The sequence below is a fragment of the Amycolatopsis sp. NPDC041971 genome, assembly GCF_055588925.1.
The window spans coordinates 201,232-218,891 of sequence record NZ_JBVJCE010000012.1; the positions used below are offsets into that span (position 1 = coordinate 201,232).

At 68.0% G+C, this 17,660-nt stretch carries 23 protein-coding genes and 1 pseudogene; 9 read left to right on the forward strand and 15 right to left on the reverse strand.

Translation table 11 applies throughout. From position 1 onward, the window contains the following. Window positions 1–35 precede the first annotated feature (35 nt). Window positions 36–1,010 carry an adenosine deaminase gene (add, locus tag ACZ6DT_RS23910; protein ID WP_465598991.1) on the reverse strand — a complete coding sequence of 325 codons (975 nt, stop codon included), beginning with the start codon at window positions 1,008–1,010 and terminating at the stop codon, window positions 36–38. Window positions 1,011–1,170: 160 nt separating this feature from the next. Here add and ACZ6DT_RS23915 point away from each other — a divergent pair, with 160 nt between their 5' ends. Further along, the gene (locus ACZ6DT_RS23915) at window positions 1,171–1,386 is read left to right on the forward strand and encodes an antitoxin (RefSeq protein ID WP_465598993.1); all 216 of its coding nucleotides are present in this window, start codon (window positions 1,171–1,173) and stop codon (window positions 1,384–1,386) included. 1 nt (window position 1,387) lies between these two features. Here ACZ6DT_RS23915 and recQ read toward each other — a convergent pair whose 3' ends face one another. Genes recQ through ACZ6DT_RS23930 form a run of 3 tightly spaced genes read right to left on the reverse strand, consistent with a single transcriptional unit; the run spans window position 1,388 to window position 4,456 of the window. Beyond that, window positions 1,388–3,220 carry a DNA helicase RecQ gene (gene recQ, locus ACZ6DT_RS23920; RefSeq protein WP_465598994.1) on the reverse strand — a complete coding sequence of 611 codons (1,833 nt, stop codon included), beginning with the start codon at window positions 3,218–3,220 and terminating at the stop codon, window positions 1,388–1,390. Window positions 3,221–3,268: 48 nt separating this feature from the next. Further along, complete coding sequence (locus tag ACZ6DT_RS23925) at window positions 3,269–4,099, reverse strand: SMI1/KNR4 family protein (protein ID WP_465598996.1); 831 nt, start codon at window positions 4,097–4,099, stop codon at window positions 3,269–3,271. A 9-nt stretch (window positions 4,100–4,108) separates the two neighbouring features. Further along, entirely contained in the window at window positions 4,109–4,456 is a 348-nt protein-coding gene (locus tag ACZ6DT_RS23930; RefSeq protein WP_465598998.1) for an ArsR/SmtB family transcription factor, read from the reverse strand. Between the two features lie 115 nt (window positions 4,457–4,571). Between ACZ6DT_RS23930 and ACZ6DT_RS23935 the strand changes: the two genes are divergently transcribed. Continuing rightward, a complete protein-coding gene (locus tag ACZ6DT_RS23935; protein WP_465599000.1) occupies window positions 4,572–5,084 on the forward strand; it encodes a mycothiol transferase in 513 nt (170 codons plus the stop codon). 57 nt (window positions 5,085–5,141) lie between these two features. Continuing rightward, window positions 5,142–5,705, forward strand: coding sequence for a hypothetical protein (locus tag ACZ6DT_RS23940; RefSeq protein WP_465599002.1), 564 nt, complete (start codon window positions 5,142–5,144; stop codon window positions 5,703–5,705). Here ACZ6DT_RS23940 and ACZ6DT_RS23945 read toward each other — a convergent pair. Next, window positions 5,702–6,571 carry a hypothetical protein gene (locus ACZ6DT_RS23945; RefSeq protein WP_465599176.1) on the reverse strand — a complete coding sequence of 290 codons (870 nt, stop codon included), beginning with the start codon at window positions 6,569–6,571 and terminating at the stop codon, window positions 5,702–5,704. The two genes, ACZ6DT_RS23940 and ACZ6DT_RS23945, sit on opposite strands and share 4 nt — an antisense overlap. Before the next feature lie 234 nt (window positions 6,572–6,805). Here ACZ6DT_RS23945 and ACZ6DT_RS23950 point away from each other — a divergent pair, with 234 nt between their 5' ends. Then, a complete protein-coding gene (locus ACZ6DT_RS23950; protein WP_465599004.1) occupies window positions 6,806–7,756 on the forward strand; it encodes a hypothetical protein in 951 nt (316 codons plus the stop codon). Here ACZ6DT_RS23950 and ACZ6DT_RS23955 read toward each other — a convergent pair. The 5 genes from ACZ6DT_RS23955 to ACZ6DT_RS23975 form a co-directional block, all read right to left on the reverse strand. Continuing rightward, window positions 7,746–8,372, reverse strand: coding sequence for a TetR/AcrR family transcriptional regulator (locus ACZ6DT_RS23955; RefSeq protein WP_465599006.1), 627 nt, complete (start codon window positions 8,370–8,372; stop codon window positions 7,746–7,748). The two genes, ACZ6DT_RS23950 and ACZ6DT_RS23955, sit on opposite strands and share 11 nt — an antisense overlap. 93 nt (window positions 8,373–8,465) lie before the next feature. After that, window positions 8,466–8,774 (reverse strand): cupin domain-containing protein, encoded by a 309-nt coding sequence (locus ACZ6DT_RS23960; RefSeq protein ID WP_465599008.1) that lies wholly within the window; start codon window positions 8,772–8,774, stop codon window positions 8,466–8,468. A gap of 36 nt (window positions 8,775–8,810) precedes the next feature. Further along, a complete protein-coding gene (locus ACZ6DT_RS23965; protein WP_465599010.1) occupies window positions 8,811–9,839 on the reverse strand; it encodes a polyprenyl synthetase family protein in 1,029 nt (342 codons plus the stop codon). A gap of 85 nt (window positions 9,840–9,924) precedes the next feature. Next, a complete protein-coding gene (locus tag ACZ6DT_RS23970; RefSeq protein WP_276362406.1) occupies window positions 9,925–10,368 on the reverse strand; it encodes a single-stranded DNA-binding protein in 444 nt (147 codons plus the stop codon). A gap of 188 nt (window positions 10,369–10,556) precedes the next feature. Beyond that, a complete protein-coding gene (locus ACZ6DT_RS23975; protein ID WP_465599012.1) occupies window positions 10,557–10,949 on the reverse strand; it encodes an NUDIX hydrolase in 393 nt (130 codons plus the stop codon). A gap of 80 nt (window positions 10,950–11,029) precedes the next feature. On the opposite strand from ACZ6DT_RS23975, the gene ACZ6DT_RS23980 reads away from it, so the two are divergent. Beyond that, window positions 11,030–12,187: an epoxide hydrolase family protein gene (locus ACZ6DT_RS23980; RefSeq protein WP_465599014.1), complete on the forward strand. Its 1,158-nt coding sequence runs from the start codon at window positions 11,030–11,032 to the stop codon at window positions 12,185–12,187. On the opposite strand, the gene ACZ6DT_RS23985 is transcribed toward ACZ6DT_RS23980, so the two are convergent. Continuing rightward, complete coding sequence (locus tag ACZ6DT_RS23985) at window positions 12,180–13,226, reverse strand: winged helix DNA-binding domain-containing protein (RefSeq protein WP_465599016.1); 1,047 nt, start codon at window positions 13,224–13,226, stop codon at window positions 12,180–12,182. The genes ACZ6DT_RS23980 and ACZ6DT_RS23985 overlap by 8 nt on opposite strands. Continuing rightward, window positions 13,223–14,209, reverse strand: coding sequence for a cation diffusion facilitator family transporter (locus tag ACZ6DT_RS23990; RefSeq protein WP_465599018.1), 987 nt, complete (start codon window positions 14,207–14,209; stop codon window positions 13,223–13,225). The genes ACZ6DT_RS23985 and ACZ6DT_RS23990 overlap by 4 nt, the downstream gene beginning before the upstream one ends. A gap of 75 nt (window positions 14,210–14,284) precedes the next feature. On the opposite strand from ACZ6DT_RS23990, the gene ACZ6DT_RS23995 reads away from it, so the two are divergent. From ACZ6DT_RS23995 to ACZ6DT_RS24005, 3 genes are read left to right on the forward strand one after another with little or no spacing between them, the layout of a single operon-like run. Continuing rightward, entirely contained in the window at window positions 14,285–14,656 is a 372-nt protein-coding gene (locus tag ACZ6DT_RS23995) for an ArsR/SmtB family transcription factor (RefSeq protein WP_192741235.1), read from the forward strand. 19 nt (window positions 14,657–14,675) lie between these two features. Further along, the gene (locus ACZ6DT_RS24000; RefSeq protein WP_465599020.1) at window positions 14,676–15,050 is read left to right on the forward strand and encodes a DUF6153 family protein; all 375 of its coding nucleotides are present in this window, start codon (window positions 14,676–14,678) and stop codon (window positions 15,048–15,050) included. A gap of 48 nt (window positions 15,051–15,098) precedes the next feature. Then, window positions 15,099–15,686 (forward strand): DUF305 domain-containing protein, encoded by a 588-nt coding sequence (locus ACZ6DT_RS24005; protein WP_465599022.1) that lies wholly within the window; start codon window positions 15,099–15,101, stop codon window positions 15,684–15,686. Between the two features lie 18 nt (window positions 15,687–15,704). Here ACZ6DT_RS24005 and ACZ6DT_RS24010 read toward each other — a convergent pair whose 3' ends face one another. Continuing rightward, window positions 15,705–15,920 carry a hypothetical protein gene (locus tag ACZ6DT_RS24010; protein WP_465599024.1) on the reverse strand — a complete coding sequence of 72 codons (216 nt, stop codon included), beginning with the start codon at window positions 15,918–15,920 and terminating at the stop codon, window positions 15,705–15,707. Between the two features lie 49 nt (window positions 15,921–15,969). Between ACZ6DT_RS24010 and ACZ6DT_RS24015 the strand changes: the two are divergent. Then, window positions 15,970–16,252 (forward strand): annotated as a pseudogene (locus ACZ6DT_RS24015) (HNH endonuclease signature motif containing protein); the annotation flags it as partial. A gap of 106 nt (window positions 16,253–16,358) precedes the next feature. Here the strand turns inward: ACZ6DT_RS24015 and ACZ6DT_RS24020 are convergent. Both ACZ6DT_RS24020 and ACZ6DT_RS24025 read right to left on the reverse strand, forming a co-directional pair. After that, window positions 16,359–17,432, reverse strand: a complete 1,074-nt coding sequence (locus ACZ6DT_RS24020; protein WP_465599026.1) for a SagB/ThcOx family dehydrogenase — start codon at window positions 17,430–17,432, stop codon at window positions 16,359–16,361. 53 nt (window positions 17,433–17,485) lie between these two features. Continuing rightward, window positions 17,486–17,608, reverse strand: coding sequence for a hypothetical protein (locus ACZ6DT_RS24025; protein ID WP_255431256.1), 123 nt, complete (start codon window positions 17,606–17,608; stop codon window positions 17,486–17,488). Between the last annotated feature and the right edge of the window lie 52 nt (window positions 17,609–17,660).

Consider the following 17,660-nt stretch of genomic DNA (forward strand, 5'->3'; position numbering starts at 1 on the left):
CGCGTGCAACTACCGCATTCAGAGGACTAAACGCGTCAGGAGAGCCAGGCGTCGATCTCCTGGTGGATCGCGCGCTTGAGTTCGGCGGGCGCGAAGGACGCGTCGACGGACGCCCGGGCGAGTCCGGCGAGCGCGAAGTCGTCGTAGGCGAACGCCTCGCGGGTGCGCAGGAACTCGTCGGTCAGCGTCGTCCCGGTGATCGACGGGACGTCGGTGCTGAGCGTGACCACGAGCCCGGCGTCGACCAGCCGGGGGAGCGGGTGCTCCTCGAACGACGGCACGAGCCCGAGCGTCACGTTCGACGACGGGCAGACCTCCAGCGCGATACCGCGTTCCCGCACCTCGGCGACCAGCGCGACGTCCTCCAGGATCCGGATTCCGTGGCCGATCCGCTCGCTGTGGCCGACCTCGAGAGCTTCGCGGATGCTGGCCGGTCCGGCGTCCTCGCCCGCGTGGTGGATCAGGCGCAGTCCGGCCTCCTCGGCCTCGTCGCAGATCCCGGCGAACGGCGCGAGCGGATACTTCTCCTCCCCGGCCAGGCCGATCGCGAATACCCCGTCCGGGGCGTACCGGCGCGCCAGGTCGAGGGTGAGCCGGGCGCGTTCGACCGACCGGCGGCGTGAGTGGTCCAGGAGCACCCGCCAAGGGAGCCCGTATTCGGCCGCCCCCGCCGAGAGTCCTTTGAGGACGGATGCCAGCGGCATGTCCGGCTCGCCCAGTCGTTCGCCGTGCGCAGCCGCCGTGAAGGTGACTTCGGCGTAGCGGACCCCGTCCGCGACCTGGTCCTCGCAGAACTCGCGTGCCACCCGTTCGAAGTCCTCCGGCCGCCGCAGGCAGGACCGCAGCAGCCCGTTGTAGTCACCGAACGCGCGGAACCCGTCGAACACGGGTTGTACCGCGGGTACGGCGACGCCGTTCGCCTCACCGAGGTCACGAAGCGTGTCCGGCCGGATCGTGCTTTCGAGGTGGACGTGCAGATGGGCCTTGGGCAACAGCGAAAGATCCCGCATGGGCCCGAACATAATGCCTCGACCCGCGCCGCGCGCCTCATTTTCCGGCCGCTGACCAGCACGGGTCTCCAAAATGAGTGATTTGGCGCGCTTCGGGGAACCCAGTGACCACTACCGGTCGTTGAGCAGGAACCAGACGACCCCGAGGAAAGGGACCACAGTGCCTCTACTGCGGAAGTTGACCGCCCTGGCCGGCACCGCCGGGGCCGTGCGCGCCTACGTGCGGAAGAACCCCGAGAAGGTCTCGAAGGTCGTGAACAAGGCCGCGACCTTCGTCGATCACAAGACGAAGGGCAAGTACCACGGCAAGATCGACGGCGCGGTACGCAAGGTCGACGGGATGACCGGACGGCCGCGCCGACCCTACGACCACTGAGCTAGGCCTCGGCCAGCGCGTCGAGGATCTGCTCGCCGTACTTGGCGAGCTTGTTCTCGCCGACGCCGCTGACCGTACCCAGCTCCTGCAGCGTGGCGGGCCGTTTGGTGGCGATCTGGCGCAGGGTCGCGTCGTGGAAGATCACGTACGCGGGCACTCCCTGCTCCTTCGCCGCCGCGGCTCGCCACGACCGCAGCAGTTCGAACACCGGCGCCGCTTCGGCCGGCATGTCGGCGACCGCGGCCTTCTTCGCGCTCGACCGGGCCGCGGCCTTGGCCGCCCGCTCCGGCTCACGCCGCAGCTGGACCTTCCGCTGCCCGTTCAGCACCTCGGCACTGCCCTCGGTCAGCACGAGCGAGCCGTAGTCGCCCTCGACCGCCGCGAGCCCCTGCGCCAGCAGCTGCCGCACGACGGCCCGCCACTCGGGCTCCTTCAGCTCAGTGCCGATCCCGAACACCTTCAGTGAGTCGTGCCGGTGCTGGGTCACCTTCGGCGTCGACTTGCCGAGCAGGATGTCGATGATCTGGCCCGCGCCGAACTTCTGCCGCCGCTCGTTCTGCAGCCGGACGATGGTGGAGAGGAGTTTCTGCGCCGGGACCGTCCCGTCCCAGGTCTCCGGCGGCGCCAGGCAGGTGTCGCAGTTGCCGCACGGCTCGCTCTGCTGCCCGAAGTAGTTCAGCACCTGCACGCGACGGCATTCGACCGTCTCGCACAGCGCCAGCATCGCGTTGAGATGGGCGCTCAGCTGCCGCTTGTGCGCCTCGGACCCCTCCGACATGTCGATCATCTTGCGCTGCTGGACCACGTCCTGGAGGCCGTACGCCAGCCACGCCGTCGACGGCAGCCCGTCACGACCGGCACGCCCGGTCTCCTGGTAGTAGCCCTCGACGGACTTCGGCAGGTCCAGATGCGCGACGAACCGTACGTCGGGCTTGTCGATGCCCATGCCGAACGCGATCGTCGCGACGACGATCAGCCCGTCTTCGCGCAGGAACCGCGACTGGTGCTTCGCGCGCGTCCGCCCGTCCAGCCCGGCGTGATAGGGCACCGCCGGAATCCCGTTCTCGACCAGGAAGTCAGCGGTCTTCTCGACCGAGTTCCGCGACAGGCAGTAGACGATGCCCGCGTCGCCCTTGTGCTCGGTGCGCAGCAGTTCCAGCAGCTGCCGCTGCGGCGAGTTCTTGCCGACGATCCGGTACTGGATGTTCGGCCGGTCGAAACTCGCGACGAAATGCCGCGCGTCCTCCAGATTGAGCCGGGACGCGATCTCGGCGTGCGTCGTCTTGGTGGCGGTCGCGGTGAGCGCGATCCTCGGTACGTCCGGCCAGCGCTCGTGCACCGCGGACAGCATCAGGTAGTCGGGCCGGAAATCGTGCCCCCACTGGGAGACGCAGTGCGCTTCGTCGATCGCGAACAGCGAGATCTTGCCGCGATCGAGCAGCCGCACGGTGGATTCGACCGAGAGCCGCTCCGGTGCCAGGTACAGCAGGTCCAGTTCACCGGCGACGAAGGCGGCCTCGACCCTGTTCCGCTCGGCATAATCCTGCGTCGAGTTCAGGAAACCCGCGCGTACGCCGAGGTTGCGCAGCGCGTCGACCTGGTCCTGCATCAGGGCGATCAACGGCGAGATCACCACCCCGACGCCCGGCCGGACCAGCGCGGGAATCTGGTAGCACAGCGACTTGCCGCCGCCGGTGGGCATGAGAACGAGCGCGTCACCGCCTGCGATGACGTGTTCGACGATGGCGTGCTGGTCGCCGCGGAAGTCGTCGTAGCCGAAGACGCGGTTCAGCGTTACGAGGGCTTCCGAGGTACCGATGTCGGGGGCTGCCACCCGGCCGATTCTAGGGGCGGGGTCCGACAGTCGACGCGCCCGCGCACCTCAGCGCGGGAAGTCCCAGTCCAGCGCCCGGTTTTCGGTGACGACCGGCCGGTAGCCGCCGACGACCGTCCCGCCGGTCTCCAGCGCCGTCGCGGTCTGCTCCAGCAGTTCGGTGAGGGTCGCGGGCAAGCGGTCGAAGCCCACCGATCCCTCGTGGTTCCAGTCGCCGAGCCGCCCGGTGCCGGTGCGCTGGTCGAGGAACAGCCCGTCACCGCCGCCGTCGACGGCGACCGGCACGAACCGTCCGTGCCACCAGGAACCGACGTTGTCGTCCAGCCCGCTCGAAATCAGCACTTCGCACAGGACCTTCGCCTCGTTCGCGACGGTTTCCGTGGACGCGAGGCGGTGGAACGGGGGTAAAGCGAAGCTGTCGCCGATGCCCGAGACGCCGTCGTGCCGCAGCAGGAAGGCGACGAGTTCGGCGGGGAAGGCGACGCCGGTCTTCCGTTGTGCCTCGACGATCCGCGCGATCGTCGCGGGTGGGCGGAGGGTCGCCGCCGTCGTCTGCGCGTTGGCCGTGAGCCAGCGTTCCACGCGGTCCCAGGCGGCGTTCACCCGCCGGGTGGTCGCCTCGGGGACCGGCGCGAGCTCGGCAGGGCCCTGTCCCAGGCGGCAACCACTGTCGACGGTCAACGTCGGCCGGGTCGTGGGCGCGGGTGCGGCCGTCGAATAGGACGGCAGGTGCGGTGTGGTCCGCGAGGCCTGCGCGGACGAGAGCCACTGCGCTCCCTCGCGCCGGCCGCCGCGTACCGTGACCGCGAAAACGAGTCCCAGCACGATGACGACGCTCGCGACGGCGACCACCACCGCGCGCCCCCACGACTTGCGCATGGCGCGAGCCTAGTCGTTCTCTTCCGCGGCCTTGCGACGCTCGCGGCGGCCACGGGCGATCTCGGTGGCGAGCGCGTCGAGCGGTCCGGTCCAGAAGCGCCGGTACTGGTCCAGCCAGCCGTCGATCTCCTTGAGCGGACCGGGATCGACGGAGTACAGCCGCCGCGCGCCCTCCGCCCGGACCGTGGTGAAGCCGTTCTCGCGCAGGACACGCAGATGCTGGGAGACCGCGGGTTGCGAGATCCCGAACTCGGCGCGCACCACCGTGGTCACGTCGCCGGAGCTCTGTTCCCCGCCCGCGAGCAGTTCCAGGATCCGGCGGCGCACCGGATCCCCCAGGACGTCGAACGCGTGCATCCGGCAACTATCAAGGCCTGGGCTTATATAAGTCAAGGTTGTAAGGCATGGGTCACCTGCCGGTGTCATCGTGGAGACGGTGGCAAGGTGGCGGGAGACGAAGGAAGGGGCTTCGATGAAACTGGCCGAAGTGGTGGCCGACGGGTTCGGCCGCGTCCAAGAGGTCGTGCACGACGCCGTCGAGGGGTTGGACGCCGACCAGCTGGCCGAGAGCCCGGCTCCGGGCGGGAACACGATCGCCTGGCTGGTCTGGCATCTGACCAGGGTGCAGGACGATCACATCGCCGATCTGATGGGTACCGAACAGATCTGGACCGCACAGGACTGGGTGGGCCGGTTCGAACTGCCCTTCCCGGCGTCGGACATCGGATACGGACACCGCCCGGAGGACGTCGCCGCGGTCCGCGTCGGTTCCGCCGAACTGCTGACCGGATACCACGACGCGGTGCACGAGGCGACGACCGCTTGGGCCGCCGGCCTCGCCGAAGCCGACCTCGACCGTATCGTCGACGAGGCGTGGGATCCGCCCGTCACCCTCGGGATTCGCCTGATCAGCGTGCTTTCCGACGATCTCCAACACGCCGGGCAGGCCGCGTACGTCCGCGGGCTCGTACTGCGCGATACGTAGACGAGGTGCCGCTCCACGACGGACGACGGGGGTCCCGCCCGCGGAAACACTGGGCACATGAGTACTCCCACAGTGCGGCGACCGCCGACGAAGCTCACCCCGCGGTGGCGGAAACTCGTCCTCGTCGTTCATGTCGTTTCGTCGCTCGGCTGGCTCGGGATCACCATGGTGAACGCGGTCCTGACCTTCACCTCCGTGTTCACCGAAGACGTCCGTCGCCAGCACGCGGCCATCCTGATGATGGACCAGATCGGCGGCTACCTGTTGCCGCCGGTCAGCTTGACCGCCCTGATCAGCGGGATCGTGCTCAGCGTGGGCACGAAATGGGGGCTGATCCGGTACAAATGGGTCGCGATCAAACTGGTGCTGACCTTGGCCGCCGCCGGGCTGACACTGTTCTCCCTGCTGCCGGGGATCCGGGAACTGGCGGTGGCGGCCGAGTCCACTATGGACGGTGTATTCGTGGAAGCGGGACGGCGCGTGGACGGGTTCTACCCGATCATCGTGTCCACGGCGATGTACGTGACCATGACCGTGCTGTCGGTCTACAAGCCCGGCGGCAAGACACCCTATGGACGCCGGGTGACCGCCACGCGGATTCGTGAACGTCAGCCCGCCTAGAACTCTTCGAGGGCTTCGTCGACCCGCTCGGCTTCGGCGCGCAGATCGTCCAAGACGGTCTGCGCGGCCGCGGTCTCCCCGTTCGCGGTCTCTTCCTCGAGTTCGGCGGCGGCGAGCCGCCGCCGGAGGTCGTCCGCCCTCTCGGTGGCTTTCTCGGACCGGCGTTCGGCGCGGGAGAAGTCGATCTCGGCCTGCTTGCGTGCCTTCGCGAGATCGGCCGCCTCGCGCCGGAGCCGGTTGAACTCCGCCATCCGTTTCTCTTCGCGTTCGGCCTCTTCTCGGGCCTTGGCGATGCGCTCCTGGTCGGCCTTCTCGGCGGCCTCCCGTTTCGCCTTCCGCCGATCGTCCAAATGCGACACGGTGGCGGGTTTCTTCCGCTCCGGGGCGGGTTTTCGCTTCGGTTGAGGGGTGAAACCGCTGGTCAGCCACTGGTCTCCGGAGCTGTCCGCGCCACTGCTCAGCCGCCCGGCCAGCGCGAGCGCCGCCACCTCGGGATCGGCCACGACGGCCTCGAGGGTCGCCTCGACTTCGCGGGTGACAGGCTCGCTCATCGACCGTTCGTCCCGCAGGATCCGGTTCACCAGTTCCTGACGCCGCCGGGTCAGCTTGCGCAGATCCGCGCCGGCCAGCGCCGAATGCGCCTTGCGCAGATCGTCGCCCAGCCTGGCCAGCTCCGCGAGCTCGGGGGAGCCCGCCCGGCGATTGAGGATCGCGGCCGCGAGCGTGGGCTTCCGCAACGCGCGGATACGTTCGGCCAAGGCGGGTTCGCCCGCCGCTTTGGCCTCTTTCGCCCGTTGGTTGCGCACCGATACGAACTCGGCCGGATCGCCGGCGTAGAGCTCGTCCGCGACCTGGTCGAAGTCCATCGTCCTCCGCAGGATCAGTGGCCGGTCAAGGCCGATCAGGTGGCCATGCTGCCGCATACGTCCGACGATGATCCCACGAGACCCCGGAGCTTTCACCTTTTCGGTGGTATTCGGTCACGCGGATTACCCGGGGCCGGTCGGCCCAAGGACAGATCGGCATTTTGGAGGTGGTGCGCTCCCTCCGGCGCAACAACGATGAGCGGCAGGGGAAGTCACCGGCCGCTGGAGGCACGAATGTCCGTCATCGAACGCGCTCCCGTTTCGTCGCAGGCGCATTTCCTCGGCTCCGGACCTTATCCGGAACAGCGGTGGCGGGTGGTGCTCTGGTCCGTCCTCGCCGGATTCGCGCTGACGGTGATCTGGTCGGCGCCCTTTGTGGACAGTGTGATCGGCGACAGTGTCGCCAACACCCTCCTCGGGCACGACGCCAAAGAGACCCCGATCGGCGGAGTGCTGGCCGGGACGTTCTTCGCGTTCGTCTCGGGGCTCGCCGGAACGTTCACCGCGTGCAATATCGCCGCCTTCGGCGCCGTCGCCCCACTTGTCGGAGGAGGGGCCGCCGGGCGGCCGAAGTTCACCGACACCTTGAAGCCGCTGGGCTGGATCGCGGCGGGAATGCTGACGGTTTCCGTCGCGTACGGCGTCGTCGTCGCGCTCGTCGGTACGAGGATGCCGCAGTTCTCGACCGTTTCGTCGCCGGGCGGGCTCACGCCGCGGAACATCCAGTCGATGATCGTCTACGGCGTGATCGGGATCGTGTTCATCGTGCTGGGCCTGGCGTCCGTCGGTCTCGTCCGCAACCCGATCGCCGGCCTCACCCGGCGGTTCCCGTCCGCGCCGCTCGTGCTGATGGGCGCGCTCATCGGCGGATTCCTGATCGGCAGGCCGTTCCCGCTGTTCCGGATGATGTTCCGCAGCGCGGCCGAAAGCCACAACGTCTTCTACGGCGCCGCCGCGTTCTCCCTCCAGTCGCTCGGCAACATCCTGGTGATGGCGCTGTTGTTCCTGCTGCTCACCCACGGCACGGGCGGGCGGCTTCAGCGATGGATGTTCGCTAAGCCCACCAGGATCGCCGTGGTGACCGGAGCCGCGTTGCTGGTCGCCGGCACGTTCACGTTGCTGTACTGGGATCTGCGGGTACTGGGCAGGACCGGCGTCATCTGGTACCCGACCATCAAGTGGTGAAGAGCCACGCCAGTAGTTGTTCGACCGATTCCTGAAGGCACCTCGCCGCGTCCGCCCGGCCGGCGAGGTGCTTCAGCAGGCCTTGCTGGAACAGGCCGTCGAAGAGCGCATACGTCGTCGACGGGGCGAAATCCGCCGGCTTTCCCAGCAGTTCCGCATAGCGGGAGACGACCCGCCAGATCATCAGTTCGAGTGTCTCGTCGATGACGAGGACTTCCGCCTGGAACAACTTCTCGAACAGGCTCTGGTTACGCAGGTCGTACCAGAGCCGGTGCAGGCGGGCGTTTTCCCGCAGCGTGGCCGCCGTCGCGGCGCCGAAGGCCAGTTTCAGTTCTTCGGCCGTTTCCGCGGTCTCGACCATCCGGTCGTACCGGGTGACGCATTCGGCCTTGTACTGTTTGACGCAGTAGGTGATCAGCTCGGCCTTGTTCCGGAAGTAATAGTGCAGTACCCCGTGGGAGAACTCGGAGTTCTGCGCGATCTCCCGCAGGCTCGTGCGCGCGTAGCCCAGTTCGGACAAGGTGACCAGCGCCGACATCGCCAGCTGCGCGCGTCGCTGATCGAAGCTGTCCACCCGGCGGGTTTCGTCACCGCTGCGGTCCGCCACGTCGGTCACAGTTCCCGGTTCCCGTCGCCTCGGGTGCCCGCCGGACACGAGCACGTCGTCGGATTCTAGCCCGGGAAAGGGTTTTCTTGCGCCCGACAGAATTCATTCGAGCCACTCGGTGATGAAATGGTCGCTCTCGTGGATGTGGACGGCTTCGTAGGTCTCCGGGCCGATCACGGCGAACTTGTGCGGGGTGTCCGCGGGCACGACGAGGACTTCGCCCGCACCGCCTTCGCGTTCGGCGTCCCCGATGGTGAACCTGGCCCGGCCCCGGATGATGACGAACATCTCGCGGTACGGGTGCTGGTGCAGCCTCGGCCCGGAACCGTCGACGCCGGTCCGCTCGCGGATGATCGAGACTCCGGAGCCGATGTCGCGGCCTTCGACGTTCTCCAGGTTTTCGGTGGTCATTCCGCCACCTTAAACCTGGTCACGCTCGTCAAGGGCCTATTCGCCGCGGTCGACCACGAACGCCGAAAGGCCGACGAGCAGCGCTCTCGCCGGACGGTCGGGGAGGCCTAGTGCGAGGTCCCTCGCCTTGGCGGCGTATCCGTGGGCTTCGGCGAGGGCGCGGTCGACACCGGCGGAGCCGCGCAGGAGACCGAGCGCCTCCTGGCGGACCGCCGGATCGGAAACCGGCCCGTGGCCGATGATCGCGCGCAACCGTGCGGCGCCGGGTCCGTCGTCGTCGAGCGCGTGCAGCATCGGCAGGGTGACGATGCCTTCGCGGAGATCGGTGCCCGCGGACTTGCCGAGGTCGGTGGTGGACGCGGAGATGTCGAGGACGTCGTCGGAGATCTGGAACGCCACGCCGATCAATTCGCCATACTGGCCCAACGTTTCGATGGTCCGCTCATCCGCTCCCGACACCTGGGCGCCGAGCCGCCCCGCCATCGCGATCAGCGAGGCGGATTTGTCGGCCATCACCTGGATGTGGTGCTCGTAGGGCGCGTGACGGCCACAGTCCTCGAACGGCCCCGTCGTTTCCAGGAACTGGCCGCGTACGAGCCTGCCGAATGTCTGCGCCTGCGACCGCAACGCGTAGTCGCCGAGCCCGGCACCGACGTGTGCCGCGCGGGCGAGCACGTAGTCGCCGATCAGGACGGCTTTCTTGTTGCCCCACAACGAATTCGCACTCGTCACCCCATGCCGCATCGGCGCCTCGTCCATGACGTCGTCGTGGTAGAGCGTCGCCACATGGACGAGTTCGGCGAGTACGGCCGCCGAGATCGCGTCGCCTCGTCCGTCGCCGAACGCCGCTCCGGCCAGCGCCATCAACGGCCGCAGCCGTTTCCCGCCCGCGCGGACGAGATGGGTGGCGGCTTGGGTGAGATCCGGCTGTCCCGGGCTGCGCAACACCTCCTGAAGTCTGTCTTCGACCAGGGCCAACCCGGTGCGGAGTTCGGCGGCGAACTCCGCGTGCCGCTCGTCGGCCGGGTCCAGCCCGATTTCGGTGACGATCGTGGTCGTGTTCACGACTTCCAGCATCCGAGCCGGAAGGCCGCGACCGCATGGCGCCCGAGAGGGAGATCGTTCCCTCCCTGGAGGGAAAACCGCCGGGTCAGAAGGGCGGCTCCGGACTTCCGGCGGTCACGGGCGTTCGTTCCCACGCGCCGTCCGACGGGGTGCCTCCCGAGCTCCGGCCCGCCTTGTTCACCTTCGCCGTGGCATAACGCAGCGACGGGCCGATCTCGTCGACGTCGAGTTCCACCACCGTTCGTTTCTCGCCTTCCTTTGTCTCGAACGACCGCTGTTTCAACCTGCCCTGCACGATCACCCTGGTCCCTCTGGTGAGTGATTCGGTCAGGTTCTCCGCGGCCTGTTTCCACAGTGAGCAGCGCAGGAACAGCGGGTCGCCGTCGTGCCATTCCCCGCTCGCGCGGTCCAGTACGCGCGGCGTCGACGCGACCGTGAAATTCGCGACCGCCGCCCCCGAAGGGGTGAACCTCAGCTCCGGGTCGGTCGTCAGGTTTCCGATCACCGTGAGCACCGTTTCTCCGGCCATGGGACTTTCTCCTCGCTTCCGCGCGCGGGCCCGGCCGGGCCCGCTGTCGCCGGGGAAGAGGAGACCACCGGGGTACGACAGTTTCCGGCGGCCCGTGGCGGTCGGATGTCAGGAAAGGGTCGCTCAAGACGAAAAGTGTCCTGAACGACCCTTTCATGACATCTCGGTGACCGTCCCATGTGGACCGATCAGTCCTCGAGCGCGTGGCGGAAGTGCTCGGCGAGGTCGAGCGCGGCGGCTTCGTCCCGCGTGTACCAGGCGTGGGCGTCGTGTTCCTCGGGATCGAGCACGACGTCGTCCGTGTCCTCTTCGGCGAGCGTGTACACCGTGGCGTGGATCCGCATCGGCGTGCCCGCGACGTCGTCCCAGCTGCGGGCGCCGCGTTCGCCGGTGACGCGGACGGTCAGCCCGGTCTCCTCGGCGAACTCGCGGACCACGGTCTCGGCGGGCCGCTCGCCCGGCTCGACGGTCCCACCCGGCAGTTCCCAGCGGCCGCCCAGGAAGGACCCCGGCCGCCGCCGGATGAACAGGATCTTCCCGTCGCGGATGAGCCTGCCGTAGGCCAAGTACTTGTCCGTCACGAGCGCATCTTCCCGTAACCCGGAAAGCCCGTCCCGATTGAGGACCGTACCTGTCCGCAATAGCGTTTAACGTGGGCACCATGGAAAACACCGAGATCCGCCCCTTCCGCCTCGATGTCCCGCAGGAGCAGCTGGACGAACTGCACGCGAAGATCGACAGCGCGCGCTGGCCCGCTCCGCTTCCCGGTGACGGCTGGGACACCGGGGTGCCGGTGGAATGGCTGCGCGGACTCGCCGAATACTGGCGCCACGGTTACGACTGGCGCGCCGCCGAACGCGAGCTCAACGGCCACCCGCAGTTCACCACGGTCATCGACGGGCAGCGGATCCACTTCCTGCACGTCCGCTCGCCCGAAGCCGACGCGACGCCGCTGATCCTCACGCACGGCTGGCCGGGTTCGGTGGTGGAGTTCCTCGACGTCATCGGTCCGCTCACCGACCCGAAGGCGTACGGAGGCGATCCGGCGGACGCGTTCCACCTCGTGATCCCGTCGCTGCCCGGCTTCGGTTTTTCGGGCCCCGTCTCGGATTCGGGCTGGACCATGCCGCGGATCGGCCGCGCTTGGGCGGAGCTGATGCGCCGGCTCGGCTACGAACGCTACGGCGTACAGGGCGGCGACCTCGGCGCCTCCGTGTCGCCGGAGGTGGCGAGGTTCGCGCCGGACAAGGTGATCGGCGTGCACGTCAACGGTGGACTGTCACCGATGCCGCCGACGTCGTTGTCGGAGGAGGAACTCGCTTCGCTCACCGACATCGAACGCGACCGCCTCCAGCGGATCGGCGCCTTCATGCAGGAGGAGTTCGGGTACATCGCGATCCAGTCGACGCGGCCGCAGACCCTCGGCTATGGGCTCGTCGACTCGCCGATCGCGCAGCTGGCCTGGATCATGGACAAGTTCCGGGAGTGGACGCATCCGCGCCCGACGCTGCCGGAAGAGATCATCGGCCGCGACCGGTTGCTGACCAACGTCATGTTCACCTGGCTCACCGGCACGGCTGCGTCGTCGGCGTACGTCGGCTACGCGCAGGCGGAGGCCTGGGGAGCCGTCGAGAAGAACTCCGGCGTGCCGACGGCGGCGCTGATCTTCGCGCACGACGTCGGGATCCGGCGGTACTCGGAGGACGCGCATACGATCGTGCGGTGGACCGATGTCGATCGCGGCGGGCACTTCGCGGCGTTGGAAGAGCCCGAAATCCTGGTCACGGACGTGCGGGAATTCTTCCGGTCCCTCAAATGACGATTACGGCCGCTTCCCCGAGGAAGCGGCCGTAATCGTCCACTTCGGACTCCAGGCCCACGATGACGGACCGCGGAAGCGTGGCGAAGGGCTCGACGACGACCCTCGTCTGCTTCGCGGTCCGCTTGGTGTGCCAGGTTCCGGCGATCCGGTCGTCGATCAGCACGGTCGGCGCGATCATCCCGCCGCCGGAGTTGACTCGCTTCGCCTCGGCCGCGTCGAGGAGCAGTTCGCGGTCGCGATAGCCCAGCAGGTAGGTGTCGAAGGCGCCGAGCAGGCGCGGGGGACACGACGAAGCGGAGAGGTCGGTCTCCGACAGCGCGAAACCGTGACCGGCGGGCACGAGATCCAGCGCGGCGAAAGCCTTGCGGCAGAGGCCGAGCGGGAGACCGGACCAAGTGCCGAAGTCCTCGGTGGTCACGACGCCATACGCGGTCAGGTACCGGTGGGCGAGTTCCGCGTGTGGTTCGTCCGGCGTGTGGTCCTCGGTGGCCCATTCGTCGAGGAGTACGTACGTCGGTTCCGTTCCGTCGTCTCGACCTCGGCAGAGCAGACCGCGATTCGCCGCGTACGCCAGGAGATGGGCCGGCGCCTGAGACCTCGCGTCGAGAACGATGCCGTCGGCGGCCAAACCGTCCAGGATCTGTTGCCGGGTGAGTGCTCTGCCCGGCAAGAGATCCTGGAGCGTCTCCAGTGCGCGTTCGCAGAGTTCGTCCGTGAGTCCCAGTTGCGTGCGGCGGCCCTGCCCCGCCTGGGCGTTGCGTGGGCCGAACAGCCGGTTCAGCCAGCGGAGATCCGCCGTCGGCACCAAGTGGAGCGTCTTGCGCATCAGCCAGGTGCGCGCCACGGCGCGGGACGCGTCGACGTCCGGCGCGGTCAGGCCCCGGCTGCGGGCCCGGATCGCGAGCCGGGCGGCGGGCGTCGACTGCGCCTGGATCGCGGCGACGGACCTGGCCACGGCGAGCACGTCCTCGACCGGGGCGGTCAGCAGTTGCGCGTGGGCGCGGACGGCGCGGATGTCGTTGCCGGACAGCGTCATCCGGTGACGATCTCATGGGCGTTCGCCGGTTCGGTGTGCACGACGGCCTCCGCGAGCCGCGGGAGGACCTCGCGTAATCGTTGCTCGACGCGATGGGCGAGGTGGTGTGCCTCGGTGACGGTCAGCCCGGACTCGACCGACACCGCCAGTTCCGCGCGCAGGCTGTGACCGAGCCAGCGCATCCGCAGGTCCCGCGTGCCGAGCACCCCGGGTACCTCGGCGGCCGCGCGTTCGGCGCGATCGACGTCGGCCGGGTCGACGGCGTCCATCAGGCGGCGGAAGACCTCCTTGGCCGCGTCGCGCAGGACGAACAGGATCGCGACCGTGATGGCGAGACCGATGATCGGATCGGCCCGCGGGAAACCGAACGCGACACCGGCCGCGCCGAGCACGACGGCGAGGGAGGTGAAGCCGTCCGTGCGCGCGTGCAACCCGTCGGCGACCAGCGCGGCGGACCCGATTTCCCGGCCGACGGTGATCCGGTACCTGGCCACGATTTCGTTGCCCGCGAAACCGATGACCCCCGCCGCGGCGACCACCCACAGATGCTGGACCGGGCGCGGATCGAGCAGTCGCTGGATCGACTCGTACCCCGCGAGGAAGGCCGACGCGGCGATGAGCAGGACGATGAGCACGCCGGCGAGGTCTTCGGCGCGCCCCAGCCCGTAGGTGTAGCGGCGGGTGGCGGCGCGGCGACCGAGCAGGAAGGCGATGCCGAGCGGGACCGCGGTCAGCGCGTCGGCGAAGTTGTGGATCGTGTCACCGAGCAAGGCCACCGAACCGGTGATCAGCACGAGCACGAGTTGGGCGACGGCGGTGACGAACAGGGCGGCGAACGACCAGATCAGCGTCCGGACGCCGCGTTTGCTGGTCTCCAGCGCGGTGTCGACGCGGTCGGCGCTGTCGTGGCTGTGCGGGGTCAGCAGATGGCGGAGGCGGCTCTTCTTCCGCCCGTGGCCGTGACCGTGTCCGTGGCCGGTCATTCCTCACCTCACCCTTCTGATACCTGCGCAGTCATGCAGATACGCAGATAGAAGGGTAGCGGCTATCCTCCTGGCATGCACGAGTCGGTCCCGGATTTCGAGATGCCCACCGAGGAGCAGGTCCACCTGGCCGCGGAGACGTTCCGGCTGCTCGCGGATCCGACGCGGGTCAAGGTGCTCTGGGCGCTCTTACAGGGCGAGTCCTCGGTCGCCTGTCTCGCGGAACTGGCGGGCGCCGCGCCGACGGCGGTCAGTCAGCATCTCGCGAAACTACGGCTCGCCGGACTGGTCAAGGGGCGTCGCGAGGGGACGTTCGTCTATTACTCGGCGGCCAACGACCACGTCCGCGGCCTGCTCGCGCAGGCGTTGTTCCACGCCGACCACATCGATCGCGACATCCCGGCGCTGCATTCGGCGGGGAAACCCCACCGTCCGGCGGCGCGCTGAATCCGGCTACGGTGAAACCGTGACCCAGTCCTCGTACCCGGCCGCCCTGCGATGGCTGCTGTTGTGCGTGGTGGCGCTGGGGCTGGTCGGCATGCATCACGTCGTCGGCGAGTCCGGCCACGGCGCGGGGCACTCCGCTGTCGCGATGGCGGATCCGTGTTGCGCGGACAGGCCGTCGCACGACGACGGCGGGCACAATGGACTGCACCTGTGTCTCGCGGTGCTCGCCGCGGCCGTGCTGCTGATCGTCACCTGGCTGCTCGTCCGAAAAGGACGGACGGCGGGGGCGGCGTGGAAATCGCGGCGGGGTGGCGGTACGGCGTCGGGCCGTGATCCTCCGCGCTGGAGACCGGTGCCCGAGAGATTGTCCTTCCTTTGCGTGTTGCGGGTGTGACAGGCGGGCTCGTCCCGCCCTCCCCGAAACCGAGTTGAGGAAAGAACCATGACCAGCAGCAAACTGGTCGGGGCGGCACTCGCCGCCCTGGCCTCCTTCGCCGTGCTCACCGGCTGCGCCAGCTCCGACACCGCCTCCACCGGGCACCACATGTCCACGGTGAAGGCGCCGGATCCCCAGCAGGCCGGCCACAATCAGGCCGACGTCACCTTCGCGCAAGGGATGATCCCGCACCACGAACAGGCGCTCGCGATGGCGAAACTCGTCGACGGCCGCACCCGTAACGCGAAGGTCGTCGACCTCGCCGCGCGGATCCAGAAGGCGCAGGATCCGGAGATCCAGCAGTTGAACGGATTGCTGAAAGGCTGGGGAGTGTCGCCGTCGGGCGAGCACTCCGGACACGGCTCGGCGTCCGGCATGATGACCGAGGAAGATCTCGGGAAACTCGGCCAAGCCAAGGACGCGGCCTTCGACAAGCAATGGCTGGAGATGATGGTCAAACATCACGAAGGCGCGCTCGAGATGGCGAAGGCCGCGCTGCGGCAGGGCAGCAACGCCGAGGTGAAGGCCTTGGCGCAGAAGGTGATCGACGGTCAGCAGGCCGAGATCACCGAGATGCGCGCACTGCTCGGCTGAGCCGGACGGTGGCGCGGGTCAGCCGGCCCGCGCCACCGCCTCCCGAAAATGCGCGCACTGGGCGAAGTCTTCGTGCTCACACCCGAGAGCGCAGTCGACGATCGCGAGCGACGCCCGAGCGGCCGCGATACGTTGCTCGAGGGCTTTCTTGTGTTGTTTGAGTACCGTCTCGCGTTCGCCAAGCTCCTGATACATCTCGCGGATGCCGTCGAGGCTCAGTCCTGCCTCTTTCACTTTTCCCGCCCTGACCGCCGAGCAACAGGTCCAGGGGGTGAGTTCGTCGCGGGTACGGGACCGTGAGTGCCGAAGACCCGGCTGCCGGCGTCCCGCCCAGGCCCGCGATCTCGACCATGTGATGCCATGGGCAGTTCGGCGGCCACACCAACGCCGACGAGCTGATCGACCTCTGCCGCCGCGACCACCGGCTCAAAGACGAACCCGGCTGGACCTACCGGCTCGCCTCGGACGGCACCCTCACGGTCACCACACCGACAAGACAAACCCACGACAGCTCACCACCGCCCCCGCACGAACCCCGCGTGGCCGAGGAACCCCCGCCGTCCTGAGCTTGTGGATGGAAACGGCAACGGCGAGCTGACCCAGGAAAGAACATGGACGGCCGCGACCGGGCATCCCACCACCGACCCACTGCGGCGCAAAGCAAAGCGACCTTCAAACCCGGGTACCGAGCACCGACATGCCGAGCACCAGTTCGTTCGCGGGATCGCAGCCGAGGAGGTCTTCGACCAGTTCGTCGCGGAGCGCCGCGGTGAACGTGACGTTCAGGCCGAGCGCGGTCGCCAGCAGGTACACGGTCTGGCTGAGATGGCCGACGTCCATCAGCAGGACCCGGTAAGTACGGCTCACCGAGTACTTCCACTGGTTCCGCTCGATGACGCTGGTGTAGATCAGCAGCGCGCCGGCGTTCCCGGTCCAGTGCTGGTCGCCGGCGAGCGCGATCAGTTCGTCGTCGTCGATCTTACCGTCCAGTGGCGTGAGGCCGTGCCGGAAACCGTCGTAGTGGTAGATGCCTTGATCGAGGCCTTCGACGTTCCTCGTGTAGACGTACACCTCTGTGGGGTGCCTGGCTCCGCCGGACGGGCTCGTCTTGAAGACGTTGCCGGTGGCGGGGATGTCGGAATGCGTTTCCGGTCTCGTCAGCCGGGCGGCGGTGAGGAGTGCGCTCAAATCGCGCAGCCGTAAGGGTTCTTCACCGAACTCGCGGACGCTTCTGCGCTGGTTCAGCGCGTCGCCGAGTCCGATCGTGTTCAGTTCTTCCGGTGCCGGTTCGGGCAGCGCTATCGCCTCGTACTCGCCCGAAGGTCTCACCGGAGAAGGCGGAGGGCTGCCCTTCGCCTTCTCCAGCAAGGATTTCGCCGTCATTTCGCTGGTCGTGAACTCGGTATCACGCAACGAGCGGGTGCCAAAGTGGAAAGCCCTCGCGGACGTTCCCCAAGGGCCCCAATCCCGAAGGATCTCTTCTTCCCGCTGGTGCCGGGAAGAACCTTTGACCACCAGCACGTCGTACCGGATCATCGCTCGCGCGATACGGACGAGCCTTTCCCCGATCTCGGGATTCTCGTCCGCCGCGCGGACCGATTCCGGTTCTCGCCAAGAACCGAACCATCGCAGGACGCGTTCGGTTCCTTCGGCGAGTTTGAGCTGGCGATGTCCGAGGTGGTCGTCCCAGACGACCTCACCATCGGACCAATAGAGCGTTCCACAAGAGGAAACCCTTACCAGCATCGAATGTCTTGCGCCCCAGTCCCCAGTTATACTTTCCGAATACGTCAGGTCATTCAGCGTCGCGAACGGAAAGGGGGTCCGCCGTTCGGCGGCGGCTCGAATCCACCCCAGGTGCTCTGCGCCTTGTACTCCGCTTCGAGTTCGTACAAGAACTCGTCGTCGTCTTCGTCGTGCATGCCGCCGATCCTCTCCGTGAGCGGTTACTCCGGTCAAGCGAATATACCTACG

What these genes read in the sequence shown, in the direction of transcription:
- add (WP_465598991.1), bottom strand. Translation starts at nt 1,010, where the DNA reads ATGCGGGATCTTTCGCTGTTGCCCAAGGCCCATCTGCACGTCCACCTC.
- ACZ6DT_RS23925 (WP_465598996.1), bottom strand. Translation starts at nt 4,099, where the DNA reads ATGCGCAAGTCGTGGGGGCGCGCGGTGGTGGTCGCCGTCGCGAGCGTC.
- ACZ6DT_RS23930 (WP_465598998.1), bottom strand. Translation starts at nt 4,456, where the DNA reads ATGCACGCGTTCGACGTCCTGGGGGATCCGGTGCGCCGCCGGATCCTG.
- ACZ6DT_RS23935 (WP_465599000.1), top strand. Translation starts at nt 4,572, where the DNA reads ATGAAACTGGCCGAAGTGGTGGCCGACGGGTTCGGCCGCGTCCAAGAG.
- ACZ6DT_RS23940 (WP_465599002.1), top strand. Translation starts at nt 5,142, where the DNA reads ATGAGTACTCCCACAGTGCGGCGACCGCCGACGAAGCTCACCCCGCGG.
- ACZ6DT_RS23945 (WP_465599176.1), bottom strand. Translation starts at nt 6,571, where the DNA reads ATGGACTTCGACCAGGTCGCGGACGAGCTCTACGCCGGCGATCCGGCC.
- ACZ6DT_RS23950 (WP_465599004.1), top strand. Translation starts at nt 6,806, where the DNA reads ATGTCCGTCATCGAACGCGCTCCCGTTTCGTCGCAGGCGCATTTCCTC.
- ACZ6DT_RS23960 (WP_465599008.1), bottom strand. Translation starts at nt 8,774, where the DNA reads ATGACCACCGAAAACCTGGAGAACGTCGAAGGCCGCGACATCGGCTCC.
- ACZ6DT_RS23970 (WP_276362406.1), bottom strand. Translation starts at nt 10,368, where the DNA reads ATGGCCGGAGAAACGGTGCTCACGGTGATCGGAAACCTGACGACCGAC.
- ACZ6DT_RS23980 (WP_465599014.1), top strand. Translation starts at nt 11,030, where the DNA reads ATGGAAAACACCGAGATCCGCCCCTTCCGCCTCGATGTCCCGCAGGAG.
- ACZ6DT_RS23985 (WP_465599016.1), bottom strand. Translation starts at nt 13,226, where the DNA reads ATGACGCTGTCCGGCAACGACATCCGCGCCGTCCGCGCCCACGCGCAA.
- ACZ6DT_RS23990 (WP_465599018.1), bottom strand. Translation starts at nt 14,209, where the DNA reads ATGACCGGCCACGGACACGGTCACGGCCACGGGCGGAAGAAGAGCCGC.
- ACZ6DT_RS23995 (WP_192741235.1), top strand. Translation starts at nt 14,285, where the DNA reads ATGCACGAGTCGGTCCCGGATTTCGAGATGCCCACCGAGGAGCAGGTC.
- ACZ6DT_RS24005 (WP_465599022.1), top strand. Translation starts at nt 15,099, where the DNA reads ATGACCAGCAGCAAACTGGTCGGGGCGGCACTCGCCGCCCTGGCCTCC.
- ACZ6DT_RS24020 (WP_465599026.1), bottom strand. Translation starts at nt 17,432, where the DNA reads ATGCTGGTAAGGGTTTCCTCTTGTGGAACGCTCTATTGGTCCGATGGT.
- ACZ6DT_RS24025 (WP_255431256.1), bottom strand. Translation starts at nt 17,608, where the DNA reads ATGCACGACGAAGACGACGACGAGTTCTTGTACGAACTCGAAGCGGAG.